Genomic DNA, 19,382 nt, shown 5'->3' with positions numbered 1-19,382 from the left:
GACCACGCGAGCGTTTTCCTTCTTTCATCCGTATTAAAAGCTGTTTTCAATCACCAATTCATCCAGTCCGAATCGCTGCGTAGGATGGGCAGGAGCGCTCGCCTTGCCCAAAGTAATGATCATCGAAGGCAAGTAGCGGCTAGGAATATTGAAAGCCTGGATCAGCTTCTCTCTGTCGAATCCACACATCGGGCAAGTGTCGTAGCCTTTTGCCTTGGCGGCCAGCATCAGCTGCATGGCTGCCAGGGAAGAGTTGCGGATCGCTTCATCGCGGGCGAGCTGCGGGTTGTCTCGGTATGCGTTCTCGATTTGGCTGATCATCGTGTCGCGCACCTGCTCGCTTACGTAGCCTTGAGCCAAAGCTCCATCGTAAACGGGGCGAGCCGACTTGTCGGCCTCCAGATCAGCCAAAATCACAATCGCTGCATGAGCTTTCACCACTTGTTCCTGACCGTGGGCGATCGGCAGCAGGCGTTCCTTGTGAGCCTGATCCGTTACTACCAGAAAGCGCCAGTGCTGCAGATTCCAGGAGGATGGAGCTGTAGCTGCTAACCGCAGGATTTCATTCAGTACTCCTCTCGGAATCGCTTCATTGGGATCGTACTTTCGGACGCTGTGACGCGCTTCCATAGCTTGCTCAGCAGTGAGTTTCATGTCTGTTTGCATGATATACATCCTCCTTTATTTCATCAAGTAGCAAAGTCAATACTTACTTTACTATAGTTACATACTGCATTTCCAGCCTATTTTTGTATATCTTGCAGTTGTATGTATGAAGGTACGCTTCGCTTTCAGTTTTCAGCTATCCTTGCTATTTCATGCACCGCTATATCTACTTCATTAGGAGGGTTCCGTTATGCCGTTTTCCGAAAAAGTTGTCGTCGTTACCGGTGCAGGACAAGGTATCGGCTATGCTGTCGCCGCCATGTATGCCGCCCGGGGTGCAAGAGTCTGCATTGCCGAAAAAAACCGGGAATTGGGGGAACGGGCTGCGGCAAAAATCAGCCATGCCGGAGGAAACGTCTTTTTTCAGCAAGTGGATGTTAGCTCTCCTGCCGATATTATTCGGCTGATGGAGGAAGTCGCGGAGCGCTGGGGCCATTTGGACATCCTGATTAACAACGCCGGGGTATCCACATGGAAGTCTCCGTATGAGCTGTCCGTAGAGGAATGGGACCAAGTGATCAATACCAATCTCCGCAGTGTCTTTCTCTGCTCGCGGGAAGCCGCACTGTTGATGCGGAGAACCGGCGGAGGCGCGATCGTCAACCTCTCCTCCACGCGCGCCCACATGTCCGAGCCCCACTCCGAGGCATACGCCGCTTCCAAAGGCGGCATTCTTGCTCTGACTCACGCTCTGGCGCTTTCCCTCGGTCCGGACCGTATTCGCGTCAACGCCATCTCCCCTGGCTGGATCGAAACGGGCGACGAAGAAGCGCTCCGTCCGGAGGATCATGAGCAGCATCCCGCCGGCCGCGTAGGACGTCCGGAAGACGTCGCCCGGGCCTGCCTGTTTTTGACCGACGACGAGAACGACTTTGTCACCGGTACCGAGCTCGTCCTCGACGGGGGCATGACTCGGAAAATGATTTATCTGCCTTGACTTCGCTCTCTAACGAACTTCGCTTTCGATTATTTCGTTGAGCCGCCTTTCTTCATATGCAGGAAGGCGGTTTTTCTTTCTATGTACAAATTCTATGGACAAAAATTTCTTCACTCAAATTGAAAAGCCACTCGGCGTAAAACCGAGTGGCTTTTGTTGTGGCTTCTGCTTTTGCTTCTGCATTTGCTTCTGCTTTTGCTTCTGCATTTGCTTCTGCTTTTGCTTCTGCATTTGCTTCTGCATTTGCTTCTGCCTTTGCTTTTTACATTTGTCCCAACGTTTACCAGGTGCGAATTGGTGGCGAACCAGGCGGATTGTGGGTCAGCTGATCGGCGATCGGAATGCCGTATGCCATCACGATCAGGAAGAGCAGTACGCCCACCCATACCGGCCAGCGTTCCAGAATCCGGGGCGTATGCTGCTCCGCCTCTGTTTCCGCGATCGGGTATTCGGTCTTTCCTTTCGGGGCATAGAAGGTCAGGTAGCCCAGGATCAGGATCAGCAGTACAGCCGCTACGAACAGCAGCCCGCCGCCAAACGCCATGACGCGTTGGTAATCCATCCAGCCGAGCGCCAGCGGATGATCCATGTAGGTGGTATAATCCGTCCGGCGAGGCGTTCCTTGCAGGCCCAAATAGTGCATCGCAAACGACATCAGGAACATTCCCACCGACCAGAATACGGTTTGCACCATCCCCATGCGGTTGGCTGTACGGGTCAATGTCCGCCCGGTCAGCACAGGGATAAGCCAGTAGCTGACACCGAAGAAGGTCAGAGCGACAGCGGCACCTACTGTAATGTGGAAATGGCCGGTGACAAAGATCGTATTGTGTACGACCGCGTTCATCTGGTTGCTGGCGTTGATGATCCCGCCGGCACCTGCCGGGATGAAGAAGAGCATGCCGACGAATGGCGCGAAGAAACGGACATCGGACCACGGCAGCTTTTTAAACCAGCCGAACAGTCCCACTCCTCCCTTTTTCCGCCCCGTTGTTTCAAAGGTGGCGAACATGGAGAAGGCAGTCATCAGCGACGGTACGACAACGATCAGCGTCAAAATGACGTGTATCATTTTCCAGCCTGCGGAAATACCCGGCTCCATCAGCTGATGGTGGAATCCGACCGGCATGGAGAACAGAAGCAGCGAGATAAAAGCAAGCCGAGCGAGCGAATCGCTGAATACATGGCCGCCGATGACGCGCGGAACGCAGACGTACCAGGCGATATACGCAGGCATCAGCCAGAAGTACACCAGCGGATGGCCGAAGAACCAGAACAAGGTACGGCTGAGCATGACGTTAATGCTCGGTGTCCAGCCCAAAGACCAGGGAATAAGCTGGAACAGAACTTCGACAGCAACCGGAACGGTTGCGATCAACCACAGAACAAAAGTCGTGACCGACATGTAGACGAACAGCGGAGACAGCTTGCCTCTGTTTTCCCGTCTCCATTTGCGGTAGCTGCTAAAAATCGCAAACCCGCCAAACCAGCTCCCGACAACCAGGAGCGCAGCGCCGATGTAGAAGTACGGCGACGCCTTCAGCGGCGCGTAAAAGGTGTAGAGAACGGAAGCGTCGTTCGTAACAATCGTCACGACAGCCATTGCCGTCCCGACCGTCATCAGCACCCATCCTGTCCAGCCGAGCCCGCGGGCAGTTCCGTGCAGAGAGCCTCCCGTCGTTTTGGCTACCCCGGACAAGAGGAATCCGATGATGAAATACGTCGTAAAAATAAGTGCCATTAACACTCCGTGCGCGGTCAAAATCTGATAGTAATTCGTCCAGCTGGGCAGTTCGATCAGTCCGCCCCGGACCATCCCTTGGAGCATCCCGGCCAGTGCAGCCAATCCAAACGCCGCATAGGCGACCCAAACGAAAGCCAGACTGAGACGAGCCGTAGGACGGTCGACTTGCGCCTGCCCGATTGTTGTATGATTCATGTTATTCACCTGCCTCTATTTTACAATAATGGTGGTCGCCATCACCTGGTGGCCGGCGCCGCAGTATTCGTTGCACAAGATCAGGTATTCTCCCGGTTTGTCAAAGGTGTAGGATGCAGAGTTGATATGGCCCGGCATTACCATGAAGTTGACGTTGGTTCCCGGTATTTGAAATCCGTGGACGACATCCGGACTGGTGACGTGAAAATTCACCTTGGAACCGACCGGAACTTCCATTTTATTGGGCGCAAAGCCGAAAGCAAACGCCGTCATGTACGCATCGTACTCGTTGTCACTCAGCTTTTTCAGGCCAGGGTTGTCGAACGGAGGCGTTTCTGTCACTTTGGCCGGATCGATCATTTCCATGTTGCTCGGAGGAGCCATTCCCATCGCGAAGGCATTCACACACAGCAGCACGATGAATAACGCGAGGCCCCCTGCTCCCAGGGACAGCCAGATTTTTTCATAACGGTGCAGATGCATCGTTTCCTCTCCTTTCTCTTTGAACTCGCTCTTCTATGCACGACCCAGGAATAGTCCGAACACACCAAACCAGCTTAGGAGTATGATTGCGCCTACCAGCAATACAGCGATAAATGTCCCTTTCAGGTTTTGCGACTCAGGCTGCGGCTTCTTCGCCTTGTCCATCTGACGCTGCGTATCTGTTCTCGTCTCCACGGCTCGCTCCTCCTTTCCTGAAACCGTGACCGGCGTTATTCCTTTTTACGCCTTCATTCTACCCCCCGGCCAGTTGCGGTGTAATTCAGGGAAAACCCCTAAAATGCTCCGGGAACCTCCCGATATTCCCCGATTCCTGACACATTTTGTACAACAATGGCGAAGTTGCAACAAAAAAGCTGGCGCCGGTTGAAATCCCGGCGCCAACTTCCAGCCTGGCATCTGACATGCCCATCATTGGGTTTGCTACTGATCAGTATGCTTCTTTAATTTTCTTGAACCGAGTGATTAATCTGGAACACAATACCCTACTACCGGAACAGGTCCAACAGGAATCGTTCTGTAGTAAATCGTATACCCACCATTATTCCAATTGCATAATTCATTTGCTCCATACAATGCAGTTAATACAGCTGCTACAACCAACGGGAGACCGAATTCAGATGCTAATGCAGCAGCTCCAGCACCCGCAGCTAACGCTTTACCAATTTTAGAAGCTTTGCTTGCACTTACATAGTATTCATCAAAAATGGCTGCTGGTTGAACTTTTGCAGAGGAATTTTTATTCTTGCAAGCTGAATCAGAATTCGTTGTTATTATATCCGCTTTTATATCTAAAATGTTTTTTCCGATAGCAATATTTCCTTTTCTAATCTCGTTATTTGCGAAACTCAAAATCTCTTCAAATTTTTCAAAAGCTTCTTTGCTTACACCTGCTTCTTTATGGTTTTTAAAGCCGTTTACAATTACACCGTTTTGCACCGTAGTCTGCTCTTCTAAATTGGATTTAGCAATTTCTAGGAGCAATTCTAAATCATAATCATTTTTTTGTTGTTCAGCATGAACACTTGGGACTAATACTTAGGAATATCCGGTAAAAAGGAAAGCAGTCGTTACTGCAACGGACAAGAACGAATGAACTAATTTATTTTTTCTCATTTTTAATTCCTCCAATCCTATATTCAAGGTAAGTAAGCCAAAAAACCAACGCGACTGTAATTCCAACGGAGACCTTCCTGCTTATGCCTAAGCTGATGTCAAGATCAAAAAAACTGAAAACAAGAAGCCCAAGAACGATAATCAAAAGGATCCTCCTAATAATTCCACCCCTCCCTTTTTTTATAATATTATTATAAATATATTAAAATGAGAATGTTGTCTATTTTTGTCGATGATCATAACTTTTTTCAACTACCATTCTCTATACCTCTTGACGTTTTCAATAGTCAATAAAAAAGGTAACTTCTGGTACCATTCAGAAGTTACCTTTTGGCTGTCTATACCAGCGTGCTTTTTCTACACCCTGTCTCCTCTGTCAAGCTTCGACTCCTGGGATCCTGTCCCTTCGGTTGCTTGCTTCCGTTGTTGGTCGCTGGCCCGACTTTATTCAAAATCAAGCCATCCCTTTTTGATCGCATACCGGACCAGATCGGGCCGGGTGCGCAAATGAAGCTTCTCCATAATATGAGCCTTGTGAGATTCCACGGTCTTGACAGAAACCGTCAATTGCTCGGCAATTTCCTTGTTGCTGAAGCCCTTGGCGATCAGGATCAGGACTTCCTTTTCCCGCTCCGTCAAAATCTCGTATTTTGCCTGCTCCTCGCCGTTTTTCACCATTTGCAAAAATTCCTCGATCAGCGATTTGGTCGCCGACGGATACAGGTACGCCATCCCTTTGGACACGGTCCGGATGGCGGCGATCAGGTCGAGATCGGGAGCGCTCTTTAAAATGTAGCCCGCAGCCCCTGCCTGCAGCACCCGGAACAGGTACTCTTCGTCGTCATGCATGGTCAACACGAGCACCTGGATGTCGGGAGCGGCCTCCTTCAATCTCCCCGTGGCAGAAAGCCCATTCTCGCCCGGCGGCATGCTGAGATCCATCAAAACCACATCCGGCTTGATTTCCAAGGCCTTGTCAAAAGCCTCTTTCCCGTCTGCGGCATAGCCTACGACTTCCAAATCCGGCTGGGCGTCGATCAGCATGCCCAGACCGGAGCGGACCACGGCATGGTCGTCAGCGATCAGGACGCGTATCCCCATGTTCTGCTTCCCCCTTTGGCAATGGTATGCGAACAATGACAGTGGTGCCTTCCCCGATCGCAGAACGGACATCGACGCTTCCTCCCAGCAGTTGGGCCCTTTCCTTCATCCCGAACAATCCCAGCCCGGAGCCTCTGTGCTCGGCTGCTTCCACGTCAAAGCCGACACCGTCGTCCACGATAGTAACCACCACTTCTTTTTCTCTGTCTTCAAAGACGATACCCAGCTTTTCCGCCTGGGCGTATTTGGCTGTATTCGTCATCGCCTCCTGGACGATGCGGTAGAGAGCTGTTTCCATCGCTGCCTGGTAGCGGCGCCTTGCACCCTGCACATGGAGATCCACGGTGAGGCCAAAGCTCTTTTCCACCCGTTTGATCAGGGAGCGCAGAGCCGGCAAAAGCCCGAGATCATCCAGGGCTGAGGGGCGCAGCTCCAGAGCCATCCGCTTTACCTCTTCCATCGCTTTGGCCGTCAGTTGCTGGACATCCGCGACATGCTGCTTCATCGCCCCGCTCAGCTTGCTCTGTCCAAGGACGTTCAAGCCGACAAGAATGCTGTACAAAGCCTGCCCTACGCCATCGTGAAGCTCCCGGGAGATGCGTTTCCGCTCTTCCTCCTGAGCCTGGATGACGAAATTGGTCAACTTATGCTGGTACCGTTCTTTTTCCGCCCGCTGTTGATCAGTCATGTCGCGGAGGATCATCACCATTTTGCCTGGCGCCCCTTCCGGAAGTCTGGTCGAACTGGCAGCCACGGGATATTCCCGGCCCTCTTTTGTCCTGAGCCGCATCTCAAAGGAAGGCATTTGCGAGCGTTTGAAAAAGCAGTCTGTACAGGTGCTCTCCTCCTGACATGTCGCCATGCCCAGACATACTTCGCATATATGTTTTTTCCCGACCAGTTCGTCCTGCGACCATCCGGATATCCGTTCCATAGCGGCATTGACGGTCACGATCATCCCGCTGTGATCGACGACGAGAACAGCATCGCTGATGTTCGTAAAAATCGACTGCAGCAGCGAGACGGTCTCTTGAGACGTACCCCGTTCTTCCTTCCACGCGTTCACCTTGTTCCTCCTCGCAGACAAACATCCATATTGCTATTGTAGGCTGTGGGCCGGGGAAAGTGTATCAGGGAATTCCCTTAACCTCCGCCCTCCATCCACCTGTTAATGGGACTGGAGGCACGGTTTATGCACCGGGCGACGCTCCACTGTCTTGCCTAAGCAAAAACTGGGCGGCTTTCTTTGCGGGAAAACATGAGCAACCCGGCACCTCCTTCCTTGCACGCCATATAGCTGATAAAAACAACTGTGCGTTGGCACACCGGGGGAGCTATGCATGTCAGGGAATCAAGCAATCTGGCTGTTTACTGGAGCCGCTACTCTGTTTTTGGTCGGAACCGATGTCTTTATCATGTCGCCGCTGCTGCCTGCTATATCCGCTGAATTTGGTGTGACACCGGCTGCCGCGGGCTGGCTGGTAACGGTCATGGCGGTCATGTATGCATGCGGCTCTCCCTGGGCCGGTACATTATTTGACAGGCTTCAGGAAAGGCGCAGCTATGTATTGGTGGCAGGATTAGTCTGTTTTGCGCTTGCCAATCTGGGAACAGCGCTTGCCGACAGCTTTCTGCTACTGCTCGGCAGCCGGTTGGCAGCCGGACTTTCGCTGGCCGCTATCGCCCCTTCCGTCTACGCCTTTGTCAGCGGTCTCGCTCCTGCCAACCGGCGGGCGGCATGGCTGTCTGTTGTCGTCTCCGGCAATCTCACCGGCTTGTGGGTCGGTACGCCGCTCGGCACTTTGCTTGCAGGCTGGGAAGGCTGGCGCTTGCCGTTTCTCTGTATAGCCGCAGGAAGCTTGCTGCTTGCACTCCTGAATGGGCGCGTATGGCCAAAGATGCGGAAAAACACTCTGATGCCCCAGACAAAGCGCCGCCCTCTCTGCGATGTCCTGCGCTCTGTCGTGGTAACCATATTGTGGTCGATGGCGATGTACGGGGTGTATACCTTTTTGGGAACGGCCCTTGCCCAGCAGAACGAGTTTACGTCCGCACAGCTTGCCGTATCGCTGACGGCATACGGAGTCGGAGCGATGCTGGGGAGCTTGAGCGGCGGAAGGCTCGCCGACTGGATTGGAGAGCGTCCCGTTTCTACTGCCAGCCTGCTTGTGCTCGTCCCCTTTCTATCTCTGGTCGGTACGCTTCCCTCGTCAAATTGGCTTTATCCGCTCCTGTTTCTGTGGGCGTTGGTCGGGTATGCCTTCGTGCCGTCCTACCAATCGCGCTTGTCCAATGAGTATCCGGGCGAAACGGGCAGAATCATGTCCTGGAACATTACCGGCATGTACATCGGGATGACGCTCGGTTCTTATTTGGGCGGACCGGTTTATCAGCTATGGGGGTTTACTGCGCTGGCGCTGATTTGCGGAGGATTTGCGCTGGGGGCCGGAGTGTTGAGCATGGGATTTGTAGGCAAACAGGTGAGGAATGCGCCCCCTGATCACCTATAAAAATGAAATCTGTTTTTCTGTATTTTGCGTGTTATAATTTAGCAAATTCTTTTCGAAAGAAGGAAGATCGATGAGCGAGTTACATAATATCACGATCAGAACACTCGGACCAGAAGATGCCGAACGATTCATAGCCTTGCGCCTGGAGGCTTTGAAAGCAAATCCGGAAGCTTTCTCGACCACCTATGAAGAAACGATCCAGGACAAAAACCTGTTGGACACATGGAAAACCCGCTTGACCCCCACCCTGGATTTGTTCACGATGGGCGCATTTGTCGGCGATACCTTGGTCGCTGTAGCCACGCTCAAACGGGAAACGTATGTAAAACTGCGGCACAAGGCTTCTCTGGCAGGCGTTTACACCACCCCTGCCCAGCGCGGGAAGGGCATCGCCAAAAAGCTGATTTCAGCCATTATCGAGAAGGCAAAAGAGCTGGACGGTCTTGAACAGATCAATCTGACCGTAGCCAGCGACAATGAGGCTGCGCGCCATCTCTACCTCTCCTTGGGCTTTCAAGTATTCGGCACGGAAAAGAATGCCCTCAAGCAAAACGGCGTTTATTCGGACGAAGACTACATGGCTTTAGCCCTGTAGCCCTTGTATGAAAAATCGATGTTGCAATCACCGATCTTGCTTCTTGCACCATTTTCCGAAACTATTTTCTGCGGCCTCCGCATTCTCCATCAAATGGAAAAAATGGGGTGGGATGCATGGAGCTGTTTATCTTTGTGTTTGAATTTATCGGCAATACTGTCGGCATGCTCCTCAGCAAAGACGTGCCTAGCTGGCGGGGTTTCAGTGCCTAACTGATCCGACTCAAAAACCGTACCGGGAAGCCCTCTCAGCCCCAAAAAGAAAAGCGGGCCAGCATGACAAGCTGGACCGCTTCTTTGTTTTCACTCTTATTTTTTCGGCTCATCAGCTGCCGCCGGCTCCACGGTCACCAGGTTGTCAGCCGGCTCCACGACGATTTTCTCTGCCACGCCCTGCGGAATGGCGCTGCGGGTCAGCTTTGGACTGTAGAAAGCAAATACTTTCGCATCCTTTTTCAGATCCGCGATCGCAAGCGCCTTGTTGCCATCTGTAGTGACAATCTTCGTCTGGTCGTTTACGAGCAGGTGGATCTTTTCAAACGAATTGTCGGTCAGACGCTCGCCCTCGACAGCGATTCGCACTCCGCCATCCTTGTTGTCCTCGACACTGGCGACAGACCCGAATGTTCCGAGAACGTCCTCGGTCTGCATGCTGTTCTTGATGACGATCTCTTTCGCCGCCGTTTGCGGCGGCAGGCTCATCGCCATGAATTTCTCGTGGACAACCTCGATTTCCATGCCCAGCTTCAAGTCTGCTGCCTTGGCTTCCTTGCCGTCCGCTGTGACGATTTTCGTTTCATCCGCTACATACAGCAGGATGCCCCGCTGATAGCCATTCAGCAAAATCGATACTTTGCCGTCCGTGTTGCGGATACTGGTGATCGTTCCCGCCTTCTTTGTATAATCCTGCTCCTCTTCTGCCGCAACACTGACAGAGTTTCCGGACACCTGCACCGGTGTTTGCAAAATTTGCTCCACAAAGGCGACCGGCACATAGGTGTTGCCGTTAATCAGCTTTGGCGTCGCTCCCACCGATTTGTACATGCGGGCAAAGGGATAACGGTCCTCGCCAGCTTTGGCATAGCTCCAAACGGCCCCCTTTTTCACTTCAGCCGCTTTGGTCTGGCTGTTCCAGCTTACTTCATATCCGAGCGACTCCGCTACTTCCCGAAGCGGTACCAGAATCGTCTGTTGCTGCTTATCGTCAATGGCGAGCTTGCCAATTTCCTGTCCTTTTACCTGTACGGACAGTTCGCGTACGGGCTCAGACGTAGCGAATGCGCTGACTCCATTCATCGTGAGGACTGCTGCTGCCAACAAAGTTATGGAAACAGATTTCATTTTTTTCATGCTGTCATCTCCCATTCATCTCTTGTTTGGATGTTGTCCTGCTATTGGGACGACAGCAAAGAAAAAAACGTTTCACGATTTTTGAAAACGGAGTGTTTATAGTTCAAGCTTCTCCCCTGATTTAAGGGTTTGCTACGCCCTGCGGAGCCCGCGGATACGGCACATCCGGCTTGCCGGCGGGGTTGTTGTACAGATAATCGGGCACCTTGCCCACGACGAGCGCTTCCGTGATCGGGATCTGGGTCACTACCGTTTTTTCCTCGGTGGCAAAAGGGATGACAATCCTGAGCGTAACCTCCACCTGGATGTAGACCGTGACCAGCACCATGTTGATTCCGGCCTGCTTCATCCCCGTCTCCAGCCTGGTCTTTACCGAACCAACCGGGACAAAAGAGACAGGGATTTCAGGACCGTAATGCTCGAGAAACACGCTTTTGGTCGCCAGGCCAAGCGGGACGGTAATCTTGACGTTCTCCTCCTCGAACTCCTTCATCCGGTTTTGAATCCGGGTGGTCGTTTCCCCCACAATCCGGGCGTACTGTTCAAAATTGAAATTCATCGCCTTGACGTTTCCCTCGTTGTCCTTTTCCATGACGATAATTTCGTTGAAGTCCACTCCCTGCTGGGTCAGCCGCTTGGTAACCACGTCCGTGATCGCGAGCTTCGCCACCTGATCCGCTTTCTGGGTCGCAATCAACAGCAAGGTCGGTTCGATCCGTTTCTCGACGATCACGAACAGGACCATAAACGCGATAAGCAGCGCGACAAGCGTCAGGAAGAATCGTCTCCCCCTCCGCCGCCAGCCTCCTTTTCTATAGCGAACCACGATTTCGCTCTCTCCCGGCTTTTTGACATCTGCCTTGCAGAGGGATCAGGAACGCACTGTCCCTGCAGTCGATTTGTTCGCTGGGCGCGGACGTCCGCGCCGCAGCACACCTCCCATACCCGCGACGAATGTAGGTATGCCGGCCGCTACGATAATCAGTGCCCAATCGCGGAAGTACAGATCGGTCGTTTTGAAAATCGGCTGCAGCGCATCCAGATACACGACCCCAAGCACGAGCACGATCGAGGAAAGCACGGCCCATACAAGATACTTGTTTTCAAAAATATTGCGATGGAAAACGCTGTGCTGGCTGCGGCAGTCAAAGACGTGGATCAACTGGGCCATGACGAGTGTGACAAATGCGACAGTCTGCGCGTGGACGAGGTCATCCGGGTTCTCCCGCCAGGTCAGCCAGAAGGCCAGAAGCGTCATGAGGCCGATCAAAAAGCCGCGGCTGACAATCTTCCATCCCAATCCCCTGGCGAAAATGTTCTCATGCTTGTTGCGCGGCCGCTGGTACATCGTGTCTGCCTCGGGCGGATCGACCCCCAGCGCCATCGCCGGCAGCCCATCCGTCACCAGGTTCACCCAGAGAATCTGGATCGGCACCAGGGGCAGCGGCATCCCCAAAATCATGGCGAAGAACATGACCAGAATCTCACCCACGTTGGAGGCGAGCAAATAGCGAATAAATTTCCGGATGTTGTCGTAAATGTTGCGGCCCTCTTCGACCGCAGCAACGATCGTGGCAAAATTGTCATCACGCAAAACGAGATCGGCGGCTTCCTTGGTCACATCGGTACCGGTAATCCCCATGGCAATCCCGATATCTGCCGTTTTGATCGCAGGCGCGTCGTTTACGCCGTCGCCAGTCATCGCCACTACATGCCCGTTGCTTTGCAAGGCGCGGACGATCCGAAGCTTGTGCTCCGGCGAGACCCGGGCATAGACCGCGACCCGCTCGGCCCGTTCGGCCAGCTCTTCGTCGGTCAATCGATCCAGCTCGCGCCCCTCCATGATCTCTCCGTAGCCGCGCATCAGCCCGATTTGGCGGGCAATCGCCTCAGCGGTAATGCGATGGTCGCCGGTAATCATCACCGTCTTGATGCCGGCCTGATGACACAGGTTAATCGCCGGACGCACTTCCTCGCGCGGCGGATCAATCATGCCCGCCAGTCCGACAAAGATCAGGTCGCTTTCCTTTATTTCGGCCGATTGACCCCTGCGATAGCCTTGCAGCGGCTTGTAGGCGAATCCCAGGACCCGCAAAGCCTGGGCGGCCATTTCCTCTGTCTGGTCCAAAATCCGGTGGCGCATCGTGGCGGACAGGGGCTGCACCTGGCCGTTCCACATGATGTGGCTGCATCTGGAAAGCAGCGCTTCCGCCGCCCCCTTGGTCAACAGGACATAGCTTCCGTCGCTTTTTTGCTCCACGACCGACATCATTTTGCGGTCGGAGTCAAAAGGCAGTTCGTCTACGCGAACACCCTCCTGACGCCCTTTGCCTGTCTCCGGATCGAAGCCGAGGCCCTTGGCCGCCAGTACCTTGAGTGCGCCTTCCGTAGGATCTCCCACCACCTGCCACCGCTTCACCGCTTTCCCCATGCCAAGCAGTCTGCGCGCCTTCTCCTCTTCGCAGGAGAGCTGGGCGTTGTTGCAGCGCTGGGCGATCTGCAGCAACTGAACCAGCGCCTGATCGCGGTCGGGAGCAATTTGCTTGCCCTGCAGAAGAAAGGCGCCATGCGGCTCGTAGCCGCTGCCGGTTACCTGATAGGTCGTGTTGCTATGCCAGATGTGGGTGACAGTCATTTTGTTCTGCGTCAAAGTTCCTGTCTTGTCGGAGCAAATGACTGAGGCACATCCAAGCGTTTCTACGGACGGCAGCTTGCGGACGATTGCGTTTCGCCTGATCATCCGCTGTACCCCCAAAGCCAAGGCAACAGTCACGATGGCCGGCAAACCTTCCGGGATCGCGGCGACCGCCAAACTCACACCGGCGAGAAACATCGTAAACAGCTCATGCCCATGCCATACCCCTGCTCCGATCACGACCAGCGTGAGCAGAACGGCGACGACTACGAGGATTTTCCCCATTTGCTCCAAGCGGATTTGCAAAGGAGTCTCGGCTATCTCCGCCTGATTCATCATATGGGCGATCTTTCCGATCTCGGTATCCATTCCTGTGGAGACGACCAGCCCTTGCCCGGTCCCTCCGGTCACCATCGTGCCCATGAATGCAAGGTTTTTCTGGTCTCCGAGCGGCACCGCATCATCGGACACAGCCGAGAGCGCCCCCGCGGTTTTGGAAACCGGAACAGACTCCCCTGTCAATGCCGACTCCTCTATCTCTAGCCGATTGGCTGAAAACAGACGCAGGTCAGCCGGGACCCGATCCCCTGCTTCCAGCAGCACCAGATCGCCGGGAACGAGCCGGGATGCCGGGATCAGGAAAAGCTGGCCGTCGCGCATCACGCGGGCCATCGGGGAGGCCAAATCCTTTAAGGCCTGCAGGGACCGTTCTGCCTTGGCTTCCTGAATAAAGCCCAGCACCCCGTTAATGAAAATGATGGCGATAATCGTGATGGCATCGAGATACTCTCCGAGAAAATAAGAAATCAACGTGGCAACGAACAGAATCAGCACCATGAAATCTTTAAACTGGTCAAGCAAGACCGTAAACAGCGGCTTGCGCTTGTTCGCGGCCAACTGGTTGGCGCCGATCTTGGCCAGTCTGCGCTCCGCTTCACTCTGGGACAGTCCTTCTCTGGCGTCGCTGTTCAGCGCTCTCGTCACATCAGCAGCCGCAAGCGTGTACCATTTTTGATTGGGCCTTGTGTCCACCTGAATCTCCTCCATCCCGTTCACACTTCATCTCATATGTATGCAGACAGGCCCCAAAATAACCCACTTGTCCGGGGAACACACAAACAACCCGTCCTTGCTTGCAGAAAGGACGGGTCGATTTACGATCTCACGTGAAGCTTTTGAACAAACCGATACAGATGAGCAGGATGGGGGGAAACCAGGTAAGCCGCGACAGCCACTTCCACCTTCCGGCCTGTTGCCCCAATACCACGCCAAGATACAGCAGGCCACCGCTCATCGCGGCGATACATGCAGCTACCGTCAGGGGAGAATAGCCTAAGAATGTCAAACTGATCCCCGCGCCAAAAGCGTCCAGCGACAGCGCCAATCCCAGCAAAACCGCTTCCCTGCCCGTAATATGCCCCGATTTGTCGGCATCCGCATAAGAGGGGTCTCTGAGGATCTGGATGATCAGCCCAAAAATGCGGAATTGGGATACGAGCGCCGGATCGCCGCTTTGTTCAGACTCGCCTGCACTTGTCTGGTCCTTTTTGGCTGAACGGGCAGAGACCAGCCGCCACAAGGTAAATGAGCCCATCCCGATCAGTACAGCCGCTCCGATTTGTTTGCCCCACTCCGGTGACAGCCAGAATACAAGCGTCGAACCTACTGCCATTACCGTATACACCACGGCAAAGGAACAACCGGCGACGACGGCAAGGGATATCAGAGGAATCCGCATATTCCGAAGACCGTATGTCAATCCAACGGTGACGCTATCCATGCTAATCGCCAGGGACACAAGAAGAAGCGAGAGCCAGCCGCTCATGATGCCATCACCTCTCTTTCCCGTTGCCCTTTAGAATACGCTCCGCGCTTATCCGATGTGCCCTTTTTGACCAGGGGCGTTTTCCCGCAGCTTTCGCTCATCTGTAAACACGATATGTTTCAAGCAAAAAGAAAAGCCCGGAGGGTATGCCCCGGGCCAAAAACTTGCGTGTTTACAGATCATCAAAGCCGCCAAAGTCAAAATCGTCTCCGCCTTCATCGCCGCCGGACTCTTCGCCCGACTCCCCGAAGGCAAGCTCACCCGCATCCGACATGAGCTCGCCCAAGAGCATTCCTCCCAGGAGGCCCGCAGCCATTCCGCCGATCATGCCGCCCATGCCGGAACGACCTCCATGCATTTGCCCATAGGAAGCCATGGAAACATACGGGATGGCTTGCGGATTTTCCGCGTACTCGCGCAGTTTTTCCAGCAAAAAACGGGACAGCTCCTCTTCCTTCTCTGCGGCAAGCAGCTCCTGCGGCACGATGAGCTCTGCCTTGTACTCCTTCTGGCGTCCCATCAGCATGCCCGGCACGGTCAAGTCGAGCTCGAGCAGCAGCCGCATTTCGCCAGGCGTGGAGAAAAAGACGACATCCAGCTCGCGCAGCGGTATCCCCAGCGACTGCCCTGTAAAGAACGAAAACTCTTGTCCATAAGGAGTCAGACCGCCGGAGTCCGGCTTTTGCCGCAGGTCCAGCCGGTTCAGGGCGTTCAGTACCCGCTCCACCGGCTCCGGCGGCAGCACCTCCACCCGATCCATGTCAGTCGGATCAAGCGCCATTTCCACGTCCAGCTTTGTCTGCAAGCCGTACTGGATAGACGGCGACGAGATCGCCAGCCCCTGCGGAAGCTCAAAGGAAACGGGGATGTCCACTGTGTAAGGCTTTGGCAGTACCTTAAAGCTGTGGGCAACCTGGACGGAATGCACCTGACGGGTTACGATTTGCCCTTTGACCCGGGCGTTCATCATCAAAAGAACGCTCAGCTCTGTAATCCGCTGCTCCACGTTCCCGCCTTCGATATGAATGTGTCCGGTCACGGTTTCACCCAGGCGATAAGCCGGCTGATCCAGCCGAAGATCCACGGTTGCTGCGCCTACGCCGAATTTGGCCATCAACTTTTTGAACATGACGGTTTCCTCCTTATCAAATAAACGAACGCTAATATATCCAGTGTAGCAAAAGCTGGATGGCTGCGCGAGTGGCACCGGCAATTGTTCACGAAACGATCATGGAGGAACGCCGCCTGCCTCTTACCGCCTTGTTAATCGATCGTTTAATTGGCGCTCCTTTCCGGGTCAGCTTCCGGGAATGCACACGGTAGCTGACTTGCGGCAAGTCACTGGCAAGCCTGCTTTCCTGAAGGAAAAAAGAAGCAGACTTCACGGTCTTTCCCGCTCCTTTTTTCCTGCCGGCTCATTTTGGCCTGCCACTCATTTTTATCTGCCAGTTCATTTTGGTCTGCCAGCTCCTTTGGCCTGCCCTCTACTTCATCCGGTCGAGCGCAATATTCAGCTTGAGTACATTCACCCGGGGCTGTCCAAAGACACCCAGACTCCGCTCCTCGGTATACTCGTCAATCAAGGCGTTCAGCCTAGCCTGATCGAGATTCCTCGCTTTTGCGATGCGCTCTGCCTGTACGCGAGCCGCCTCGGGGGAAATGTGCGGGTCCAGCCCGGAGCCGGAGTTGGTCAAGAGATCGGCGGGGATCTCTTCCCGCTTGACTGTCGGATTGGCCTTCAGAAAAGCCTCTATGTCCTTTGTCGTCCGCCCGGCCAAAGCCGGATTGGACGGGGCGTAGTTGTTGGAGCCGGAGCTTGCCGCATTATATTCAATAGAAGAAATGCGTCCCGCAAAATACTTCGGGTCTGTAAACGCTTGGCCGATCAGCTCTGAACCGATCACGTTTCCCTTGTCATCCACGATCAGGCTGCCGCTCGCCTTGGCGGGCATCGCCAGCTTGGAGATGCCGGTCATCGCCAGCGGGTAGGCAAGCCCGCAGATCAAAAGCAGAACGACACTGAGACGAACATTTTGCAGCATGGACATTCACCTATTCCTTTCCATTATGGGTGTCGTGACGATTTAGACCAGGCTCAGCGAGACCAGCGCCAAGTCGATCAGCTTGATGCCGACAAACGGAGCGGCGATTCCGCCCAATCCGTATAAGGCAAGATTGCGGCCAAGCAGCCTGCTTGCGCTCATCGGGACGTATTTGACCCCTTTCATCGCCAGCGGAATCAGGATCGGGATGATGACGGCATTGAAGATCAGCGCGGACAGTATGGCGCTTTGCGGTGTAGCCAGCTGCATGATGTTGAGCGCCGACATCTGCGGAATTGCCAGCATGAACATCGCCGGGATGATCGCGAAATACTTGGCGACGTCGTTGGCGATGCTGAACGTCGTCAATGCTCCGCGGGTCATCAAAAGCTGCTTGCCAATCGCTACCACCTCGATGATTTTGGTCGGATCGGAATCGAGATCCACCATGTTGGCTGCTTCCTTCGCCGCCACGGTACCGCTGTTCATCGCCAGCCCGACGTCCGCCTGGGCCAGCGCCGGAGCGTCGTTGGTGCCGTCTCCCGTCATAGCGACCAGCTTCCCTTGCGCCTGCTCTTTTTTGATCAAGGAAATCTTGTCTTCCGGCTTCGCCTCCGCAACGAAGTCGTCTACCCCCGCCTCACGGGCAATCGTCGCCGCCGTCAGCGGATTGTCGCCCGTGCACATGACGGTGCGGATGCCCATCCGCCGCAGCTCCTCGAAGCGGTCCCGCATACCCGGCTTGACTGTATCTTTGAGATAGATCAGCCCGAGGATGCGTTCGTCCACGGCTACAGCCAAAGGCGTGCCGCCCTCTGTGGCGATCAGCCGCATTTTCTCCTCCAGCTCCGCGGGAATCTGACCGCCTTTTTCTGCGATATGCGCCTTGATCGCATCGACAGCTCCTTTGCGTATTTCACGCCCGTCCGGAAGCAGCGTGCCGCTCATTCTCGTCTCCGCCCGAAATTCGATTCCCACTGCCCGAGGGATATCCAGAACAGGCGAAGAAACTCCCTGCCGCTTTGCCAGTTCGATAATAGACCTTCCCTCCGGCGTCTCGTCAAAGATGGAGCTTTGCGCCGCAGCCAGGCTCAATTCCTCCTCGCTCGCATTCCCGACCGGGAAAAAGGCCGCGGCCATCCGGTTCCCAAACGTAATCGTTCCGGTTTTGTCCAAAATAATCGTGTTGATGTCGCCTGCGGCCTCTACCGCTTTCCCCGATTTGGCGATCACATGGAACTGCGTGACGCGATCCATGCCGGCGATGCCGATGGCTGACAAAAGCCCCCCGATGGTGGTAGGAATCAGGCAGACCAGCAGCGCGATCAGCGTCGCCATGGGGATAGCTGCATTCACGTAACCGGCGATCGGCAAAAGCGTCGTGCAGACGATCAGAAAAATCAGCGTCAGCGTGACGAGGAGCGTGCTCAATGCGATTTCGTTCGGCGTTTTTTGCCGCTTGGCCCCTTCTACGAGACTGATCATGCGATCCAGGAACGATTCGCCCGGATCGGCAGTGATCCGCACCTTGATCGTGTCGCTGACGACCCGCGTTCCGCCGGTGACCGAGTTGAAATCCCCGCCCGCCTCCTTGATCACGGGGGCGGACTCTCCGGTGATCGCCGATTCATCCACCGACGCGACGCCTTCGACAATTTCGCCGTCGCCCGGGATCATTTCGCCCGCCTCGACGATGACGAGATCGCCCTTTCGCAGCTTGGTGGCCGGGATCGCTTTGACGCTTCCATCCTTTTGGACGAGCCGGCCCACCGCATCCTGTTTCGTTTTTTTCAGGCTGTCCGCCTGCGCCCTGCCCCGGCCTTCGGCGAGCGCCTCGGCAAAGTTGGCAAAGAGGATCGTGAACAGCAGGATCAAGCTGACGGCCGCATTGTAGCCCGGATCGGACTGGCCGCCAAAAGAGGTCGGAAAAAAAGCCAAGAGCAGCGTGATCAAAAATCCTGCTTCGACGACGAACATCACCGGATTTTTGCACATCACGCGCGGGTCCAGCTTCCGGAATGAATCCAGCAGAGCCCGTTTGTACAAATCATGGGAAAGCGCGGTTTTGCGCTGTGTACTCATCGAAAGTCTCCTTCCCCCGGAGCCGCTTTGTTTATACTCCGGGTCGGCAATAATCCAAGGTCAGCCATATCAATTACATACACG

General features: G+C 54.5%; 17 protein-coding genes. 3 read left to right on the top strand and 14 right to left on the bottom strand.

What is annotated here, in order from left to right:
• Positions 1-33 precede the first annotated feature (33 nt).
• Complete coding sequence (locus tag NST96_RS02835) at positions 34-666, bottom strand: nitroreductase family protein (RefSeq protein ID WP_024983324.1); 633 nt, start codon at positions 664-666, stop codon at positions 34-36.
• Between the two features lie 190 nt (positions 667-856).
• Between NST96_RS02835 and NST96_RS02830 the strand changes: the two genes are divergently transcribed.
• On the top strand, positions 857-1,603 hold the full coding sequence (locus NST96_RS02830; RefSeq protein WP_122958074.1) for a glucose 1-dehydrogenase: 747 nt from the start codon (positions 857-859) through the stop codon (positions 1,601-1,603).
• A 280-nt stretch (positions 1,604-1,883) separates the two neighbouring features.
• On the opposite strand, the gene NST96_RS02825 is transcribed toward NST96_RS02830, so the two are convergent.
• The 6 genes from NST96_RS02825 to NST96_RS02800 form a co-directional block, all read right to left on the bottom strand.
• Complete coding sequence (locus tag NST96_RS02825; protein WP_342405536.1) at positions 1,884-3,542, bottom strand: b(o/a)3-type cytochrome-c oxidase subunit 1; 1,659 nt, start codon at positions 3,540-3,542, stop codon at positions 1,884-1,886.
• A 15-nt stretch (positions 3,543-3,557) separates the two neighbouring features.
• Positions 3,558-4,025, bottom strand: coding sequence for a cytochrome c oxidase subunit II (locus NST96_RS02820; protein WP_003389897.1), 468 nt, complete (start codon positions 4,023-4,025; stop codon positions 3,558-3,560).
• A gap of 33 nt (positions 4,026-4,058) precedes the next feature.
• Entirely contained in the window at positions 4,059-4,220 is a 162-nt protein-coding gene (locus NST96_RS02815; protein WP_031932603.1) for a hypothetical protein, read from the bottom strand.
• 288 nt (positions 4,221-4,508) lie between these two features.
• Complete coding sequence (locus NST96_RS02810) at positions 4,509-4,982, bottom strand: hypothetical protein (RefSeq protein ID WP_251237901.1); 474 nt, start codon at positions 4,980-4,982, stop codon at positions 4,509-4,511.
• Between the two features lie 621 nt (positions 4,983-5,603).
• Entirely contained in the window at positions 5,604-6,260 is a 657-nt protein-coding gene (locus tag NST96_RS02805; RefSeq protein ID WP_003389899.1) for a response regulator transcription factor, read from the bottom strand.
• Entirely contained in the window at positions 6,235-7,326 is a 1,092-nt protein-coding gene (locus NST96_RS02800) for a PAS domain-containing sensor histidine kinase (protein WP_003389900.1), read from the bottom strand. Before NST96_RS02800 ends, NST96_RS02805 begins: the two co-directional genes overlap by 26 nt.
• A 274-nt stretch (positions 7,327-7,600) precedes the next feature.
• On the opposite strand from NST96_RS02800, the gene NST96_RS02795 reads away from it, so the two are divergent.
• Positions 7,601-8,770: an MFS transporter gene (locus NST96_RS02795; RefSeq protein WP_024983321.1), complete on the top strand. Its 1,170-nt coding sequence runs from the start codon at positions 7,601-7,603 to the stop codon at positions 8,768-8,770.
• A gap of 70 nt (positions 8,771-8,840) precedes the next feature.
• Positions 8,841-9,365, top strand: a complete 525-nt coding sequence (locus NST96_RS02790; protein ID WP_152562223.1) for a GNAT family N-acetyltransferase — start codon at positions 8,841-8,843, stop codon at positions 9,363-9,365.
• Positions 9,366-9,673: 308 nt separating this feature from the next.
• Here NST96_RS02790 and NST96_RS02785 read toward each other — a convergent pair whose 3' ends face one another.
• The 7 genes from NST96_RS02785 to kdpB form a co-directional block, all read right to left on the bottom strand.
• Positions 9,674-10,714, bottom strand: a complete 1,041-nt coding sequence (locus NST96_RS02785; protein WP_031932605.1) for a copper amine oxidase N-terminal domain-containing protein — start codon at positions 10,712-10,714, stop codon at positions 9,674-9,676.
• Positions 10,715-10,835: 121 nt separating this feature from the next.
• The gene (gene yunB / locus NST96_RS02780) at positions 10,836-11,540 is read right to left on the bottom strand and encodes a sporulation protein YunB (RefSeq protein WP_024983318.1); all 705 of its coding nucleotides are present in this window, start codon (positions 11,538-11,540) and stop codon (positions 10,836-10,838) included.
• Positions 11,541-11,585: 45 nt separating this feature from the next.
• Positions 11,586-14,381, bottom strand: a complete 2,796-nt coding sequence (locus NST96_RS02775; RefSeq protein WP_035990035.1) for a calcium-translocating P-type ATPase, SERCA-type — start codon at positions 14,379-14,381, stop codon at positions 11,586-11,588.
• A 130-nt stretch (positions 14,382-14,511) separates the two neighbouring features.
• Complete coding sequence (gene ytaF / locus NST96_RS02770; RefSeq protein ID WP_003389907.1) at positions 14,512-15,174, bottom strand: sporulation membrane protein YtaF; 663 nt, start codon at positions 15,172-15,174, stop codon at positions 14,512-14,514.
• A 172-nt stretch (positions 15,175-15,346) separates the two neighbouring features.
• Positions 15,347-16,303, bottom strand: coding sequence for a sporulation protein (locus NST96_RS02765; RefSeq protein ID WP_003389908.1), 957 nt, complete (start codon positions 16,301-16,303; stop codon positions 15,347-15,349).
• A 355-nt stretch (positions 16,304-16,658) separates the two neighbouring features.
• Positions 16,659-17,216: a potassium-transporting ATPase subunit KdpC gene (kdpC, locus tag NST96_RS02760; RefSeq protein ID WP_172920763.1), complete on the bottom strand. Its 558-nt coding sequence runs from the start codon at positions 17,214-17,216 to the stop codon at positions 16,659-16,661.
• A 42-nt stretch (positions 17,217-17,258) separates the two neighbouring features.
• Positions 17,259-19,298 carry a potassium-transporting ATPase subunit KdpB gene (gene kdpB / locus NST96_RS02755; protein ID WP_172920764.1) on the bottom strand — a complete coding sequence of 680 codons (2,040 nt, stop codon included), beginning with the start codon at positions 19,296-19,298 and terminating at the stop codon, positions 17,259-17,261.
• Positions 19,299-19,382 lie beyond the last annotated feature (84 nt).

Source organism: Brevibacillus sp. FSL K6-2834, assembly GCF_038592925.1.
GTDB lineage: Bacteria > Bacillota > Bacilli > Brevibacillales > Brevibacillaceae > Brevibacillus > Brevibacillus borstelensis.
The sequence above is the reverse complement of the archived record's forward strand: the minus strand, read 5'-3'. Positions and strand labels throughout refer to the sequence as shown.

What these genes read in the sequence shown, in the direction of transcription:
- NST96_RS02835 (WP_024983324.1), bottom strand. Translation starts at nt 666, where the DNA reads ATGCAAACAGACATGAAACTCACTGCTGAGCAAGCTATGGAAGCGCGT.
- NST96_RS02830 (WP_122958074.1), top strand. Translation starts at nt 857, where the DNA reads ATGCCGTTTTCCGAAAAAGTTGTCGTCGTTACCGGTGCAGGACAAGGT.
- NST96_RS02825 (WP_342405536.1), bottom strand. Translation starts at nt 3,542, where the DNA reads ATGAATCATACAACAATCGGGCAGGCGCAAGTCGACCGTCCTACGGCT.
- NST96_RS02820 (WP_003389897.1), bottom strand. Translation starts at nt 4,025, where the DNA reads ATGCATCTGCACCGTTATGAAAAAATCTGGCTGTCCCTGGGAGCAGGG.
- NST96_RS02805 (WP_003389899.1), bottom strand. Translation starts at nt 6,260, where the DNA reads ATGGGGATACGCGTCCTGATCGCTGACGACCATGCCGTGGTCCGCTCC.
- NST96_RS02795 (WP_024983321.1), top strand. Translation starts at nt 7,601, where the DNA reads ATGTCAGGGAATCAAGCAATCTGGCTGTTTACTGGAGCCGCTACTCTG.
- NST96_RS02790 (WP_152562223.1), top strand. Translation starts at nt 8,841, where the DNA reads ATGAGCGAGTTACATAATATCACGATCAGAACACTCGGACCAGAAGAT.
- NST96_RS02785 (WP_031932605.1), bottom strand. Translation starts at nt 10,714, where the DNA reads ATGAAAAAAATGAAATCTGTTTCCATAACTTTGTTGGCAGCAGCAGTC.
- ytaF (WP_003389907.1), bottom strand. Translation starts at nt 15,174, where the DNA reads ATGAGCGGCTGGCTCTCGCTTCTTCTTGTGTCCCTGGCGATTAGCATG.
- NST96_RS02765 (WP_003389908.1), bottom strand. Translation starts at nt 16,303, where the DNA reads ATGTTCAAAAAGTTGATGGCCAAATTCGGCGTAGGCGCAGCAACCGTG.
- kdpC (WP_172920763.1), bottom strand. Translation starts at nt 17,216, where the DNA reads ATGCTGCAAAATGTTCGTCTCAGTGTCGTTCTGCTTTTGATCTGCGGG.
- kdpB (WP_172920764.1), bottom strand. Translation starts at nt 19,298, where the DNA reads ATGAGTACACAGCGCAAAACCGCGCTTTCCCATGATTTGTACAAACGG.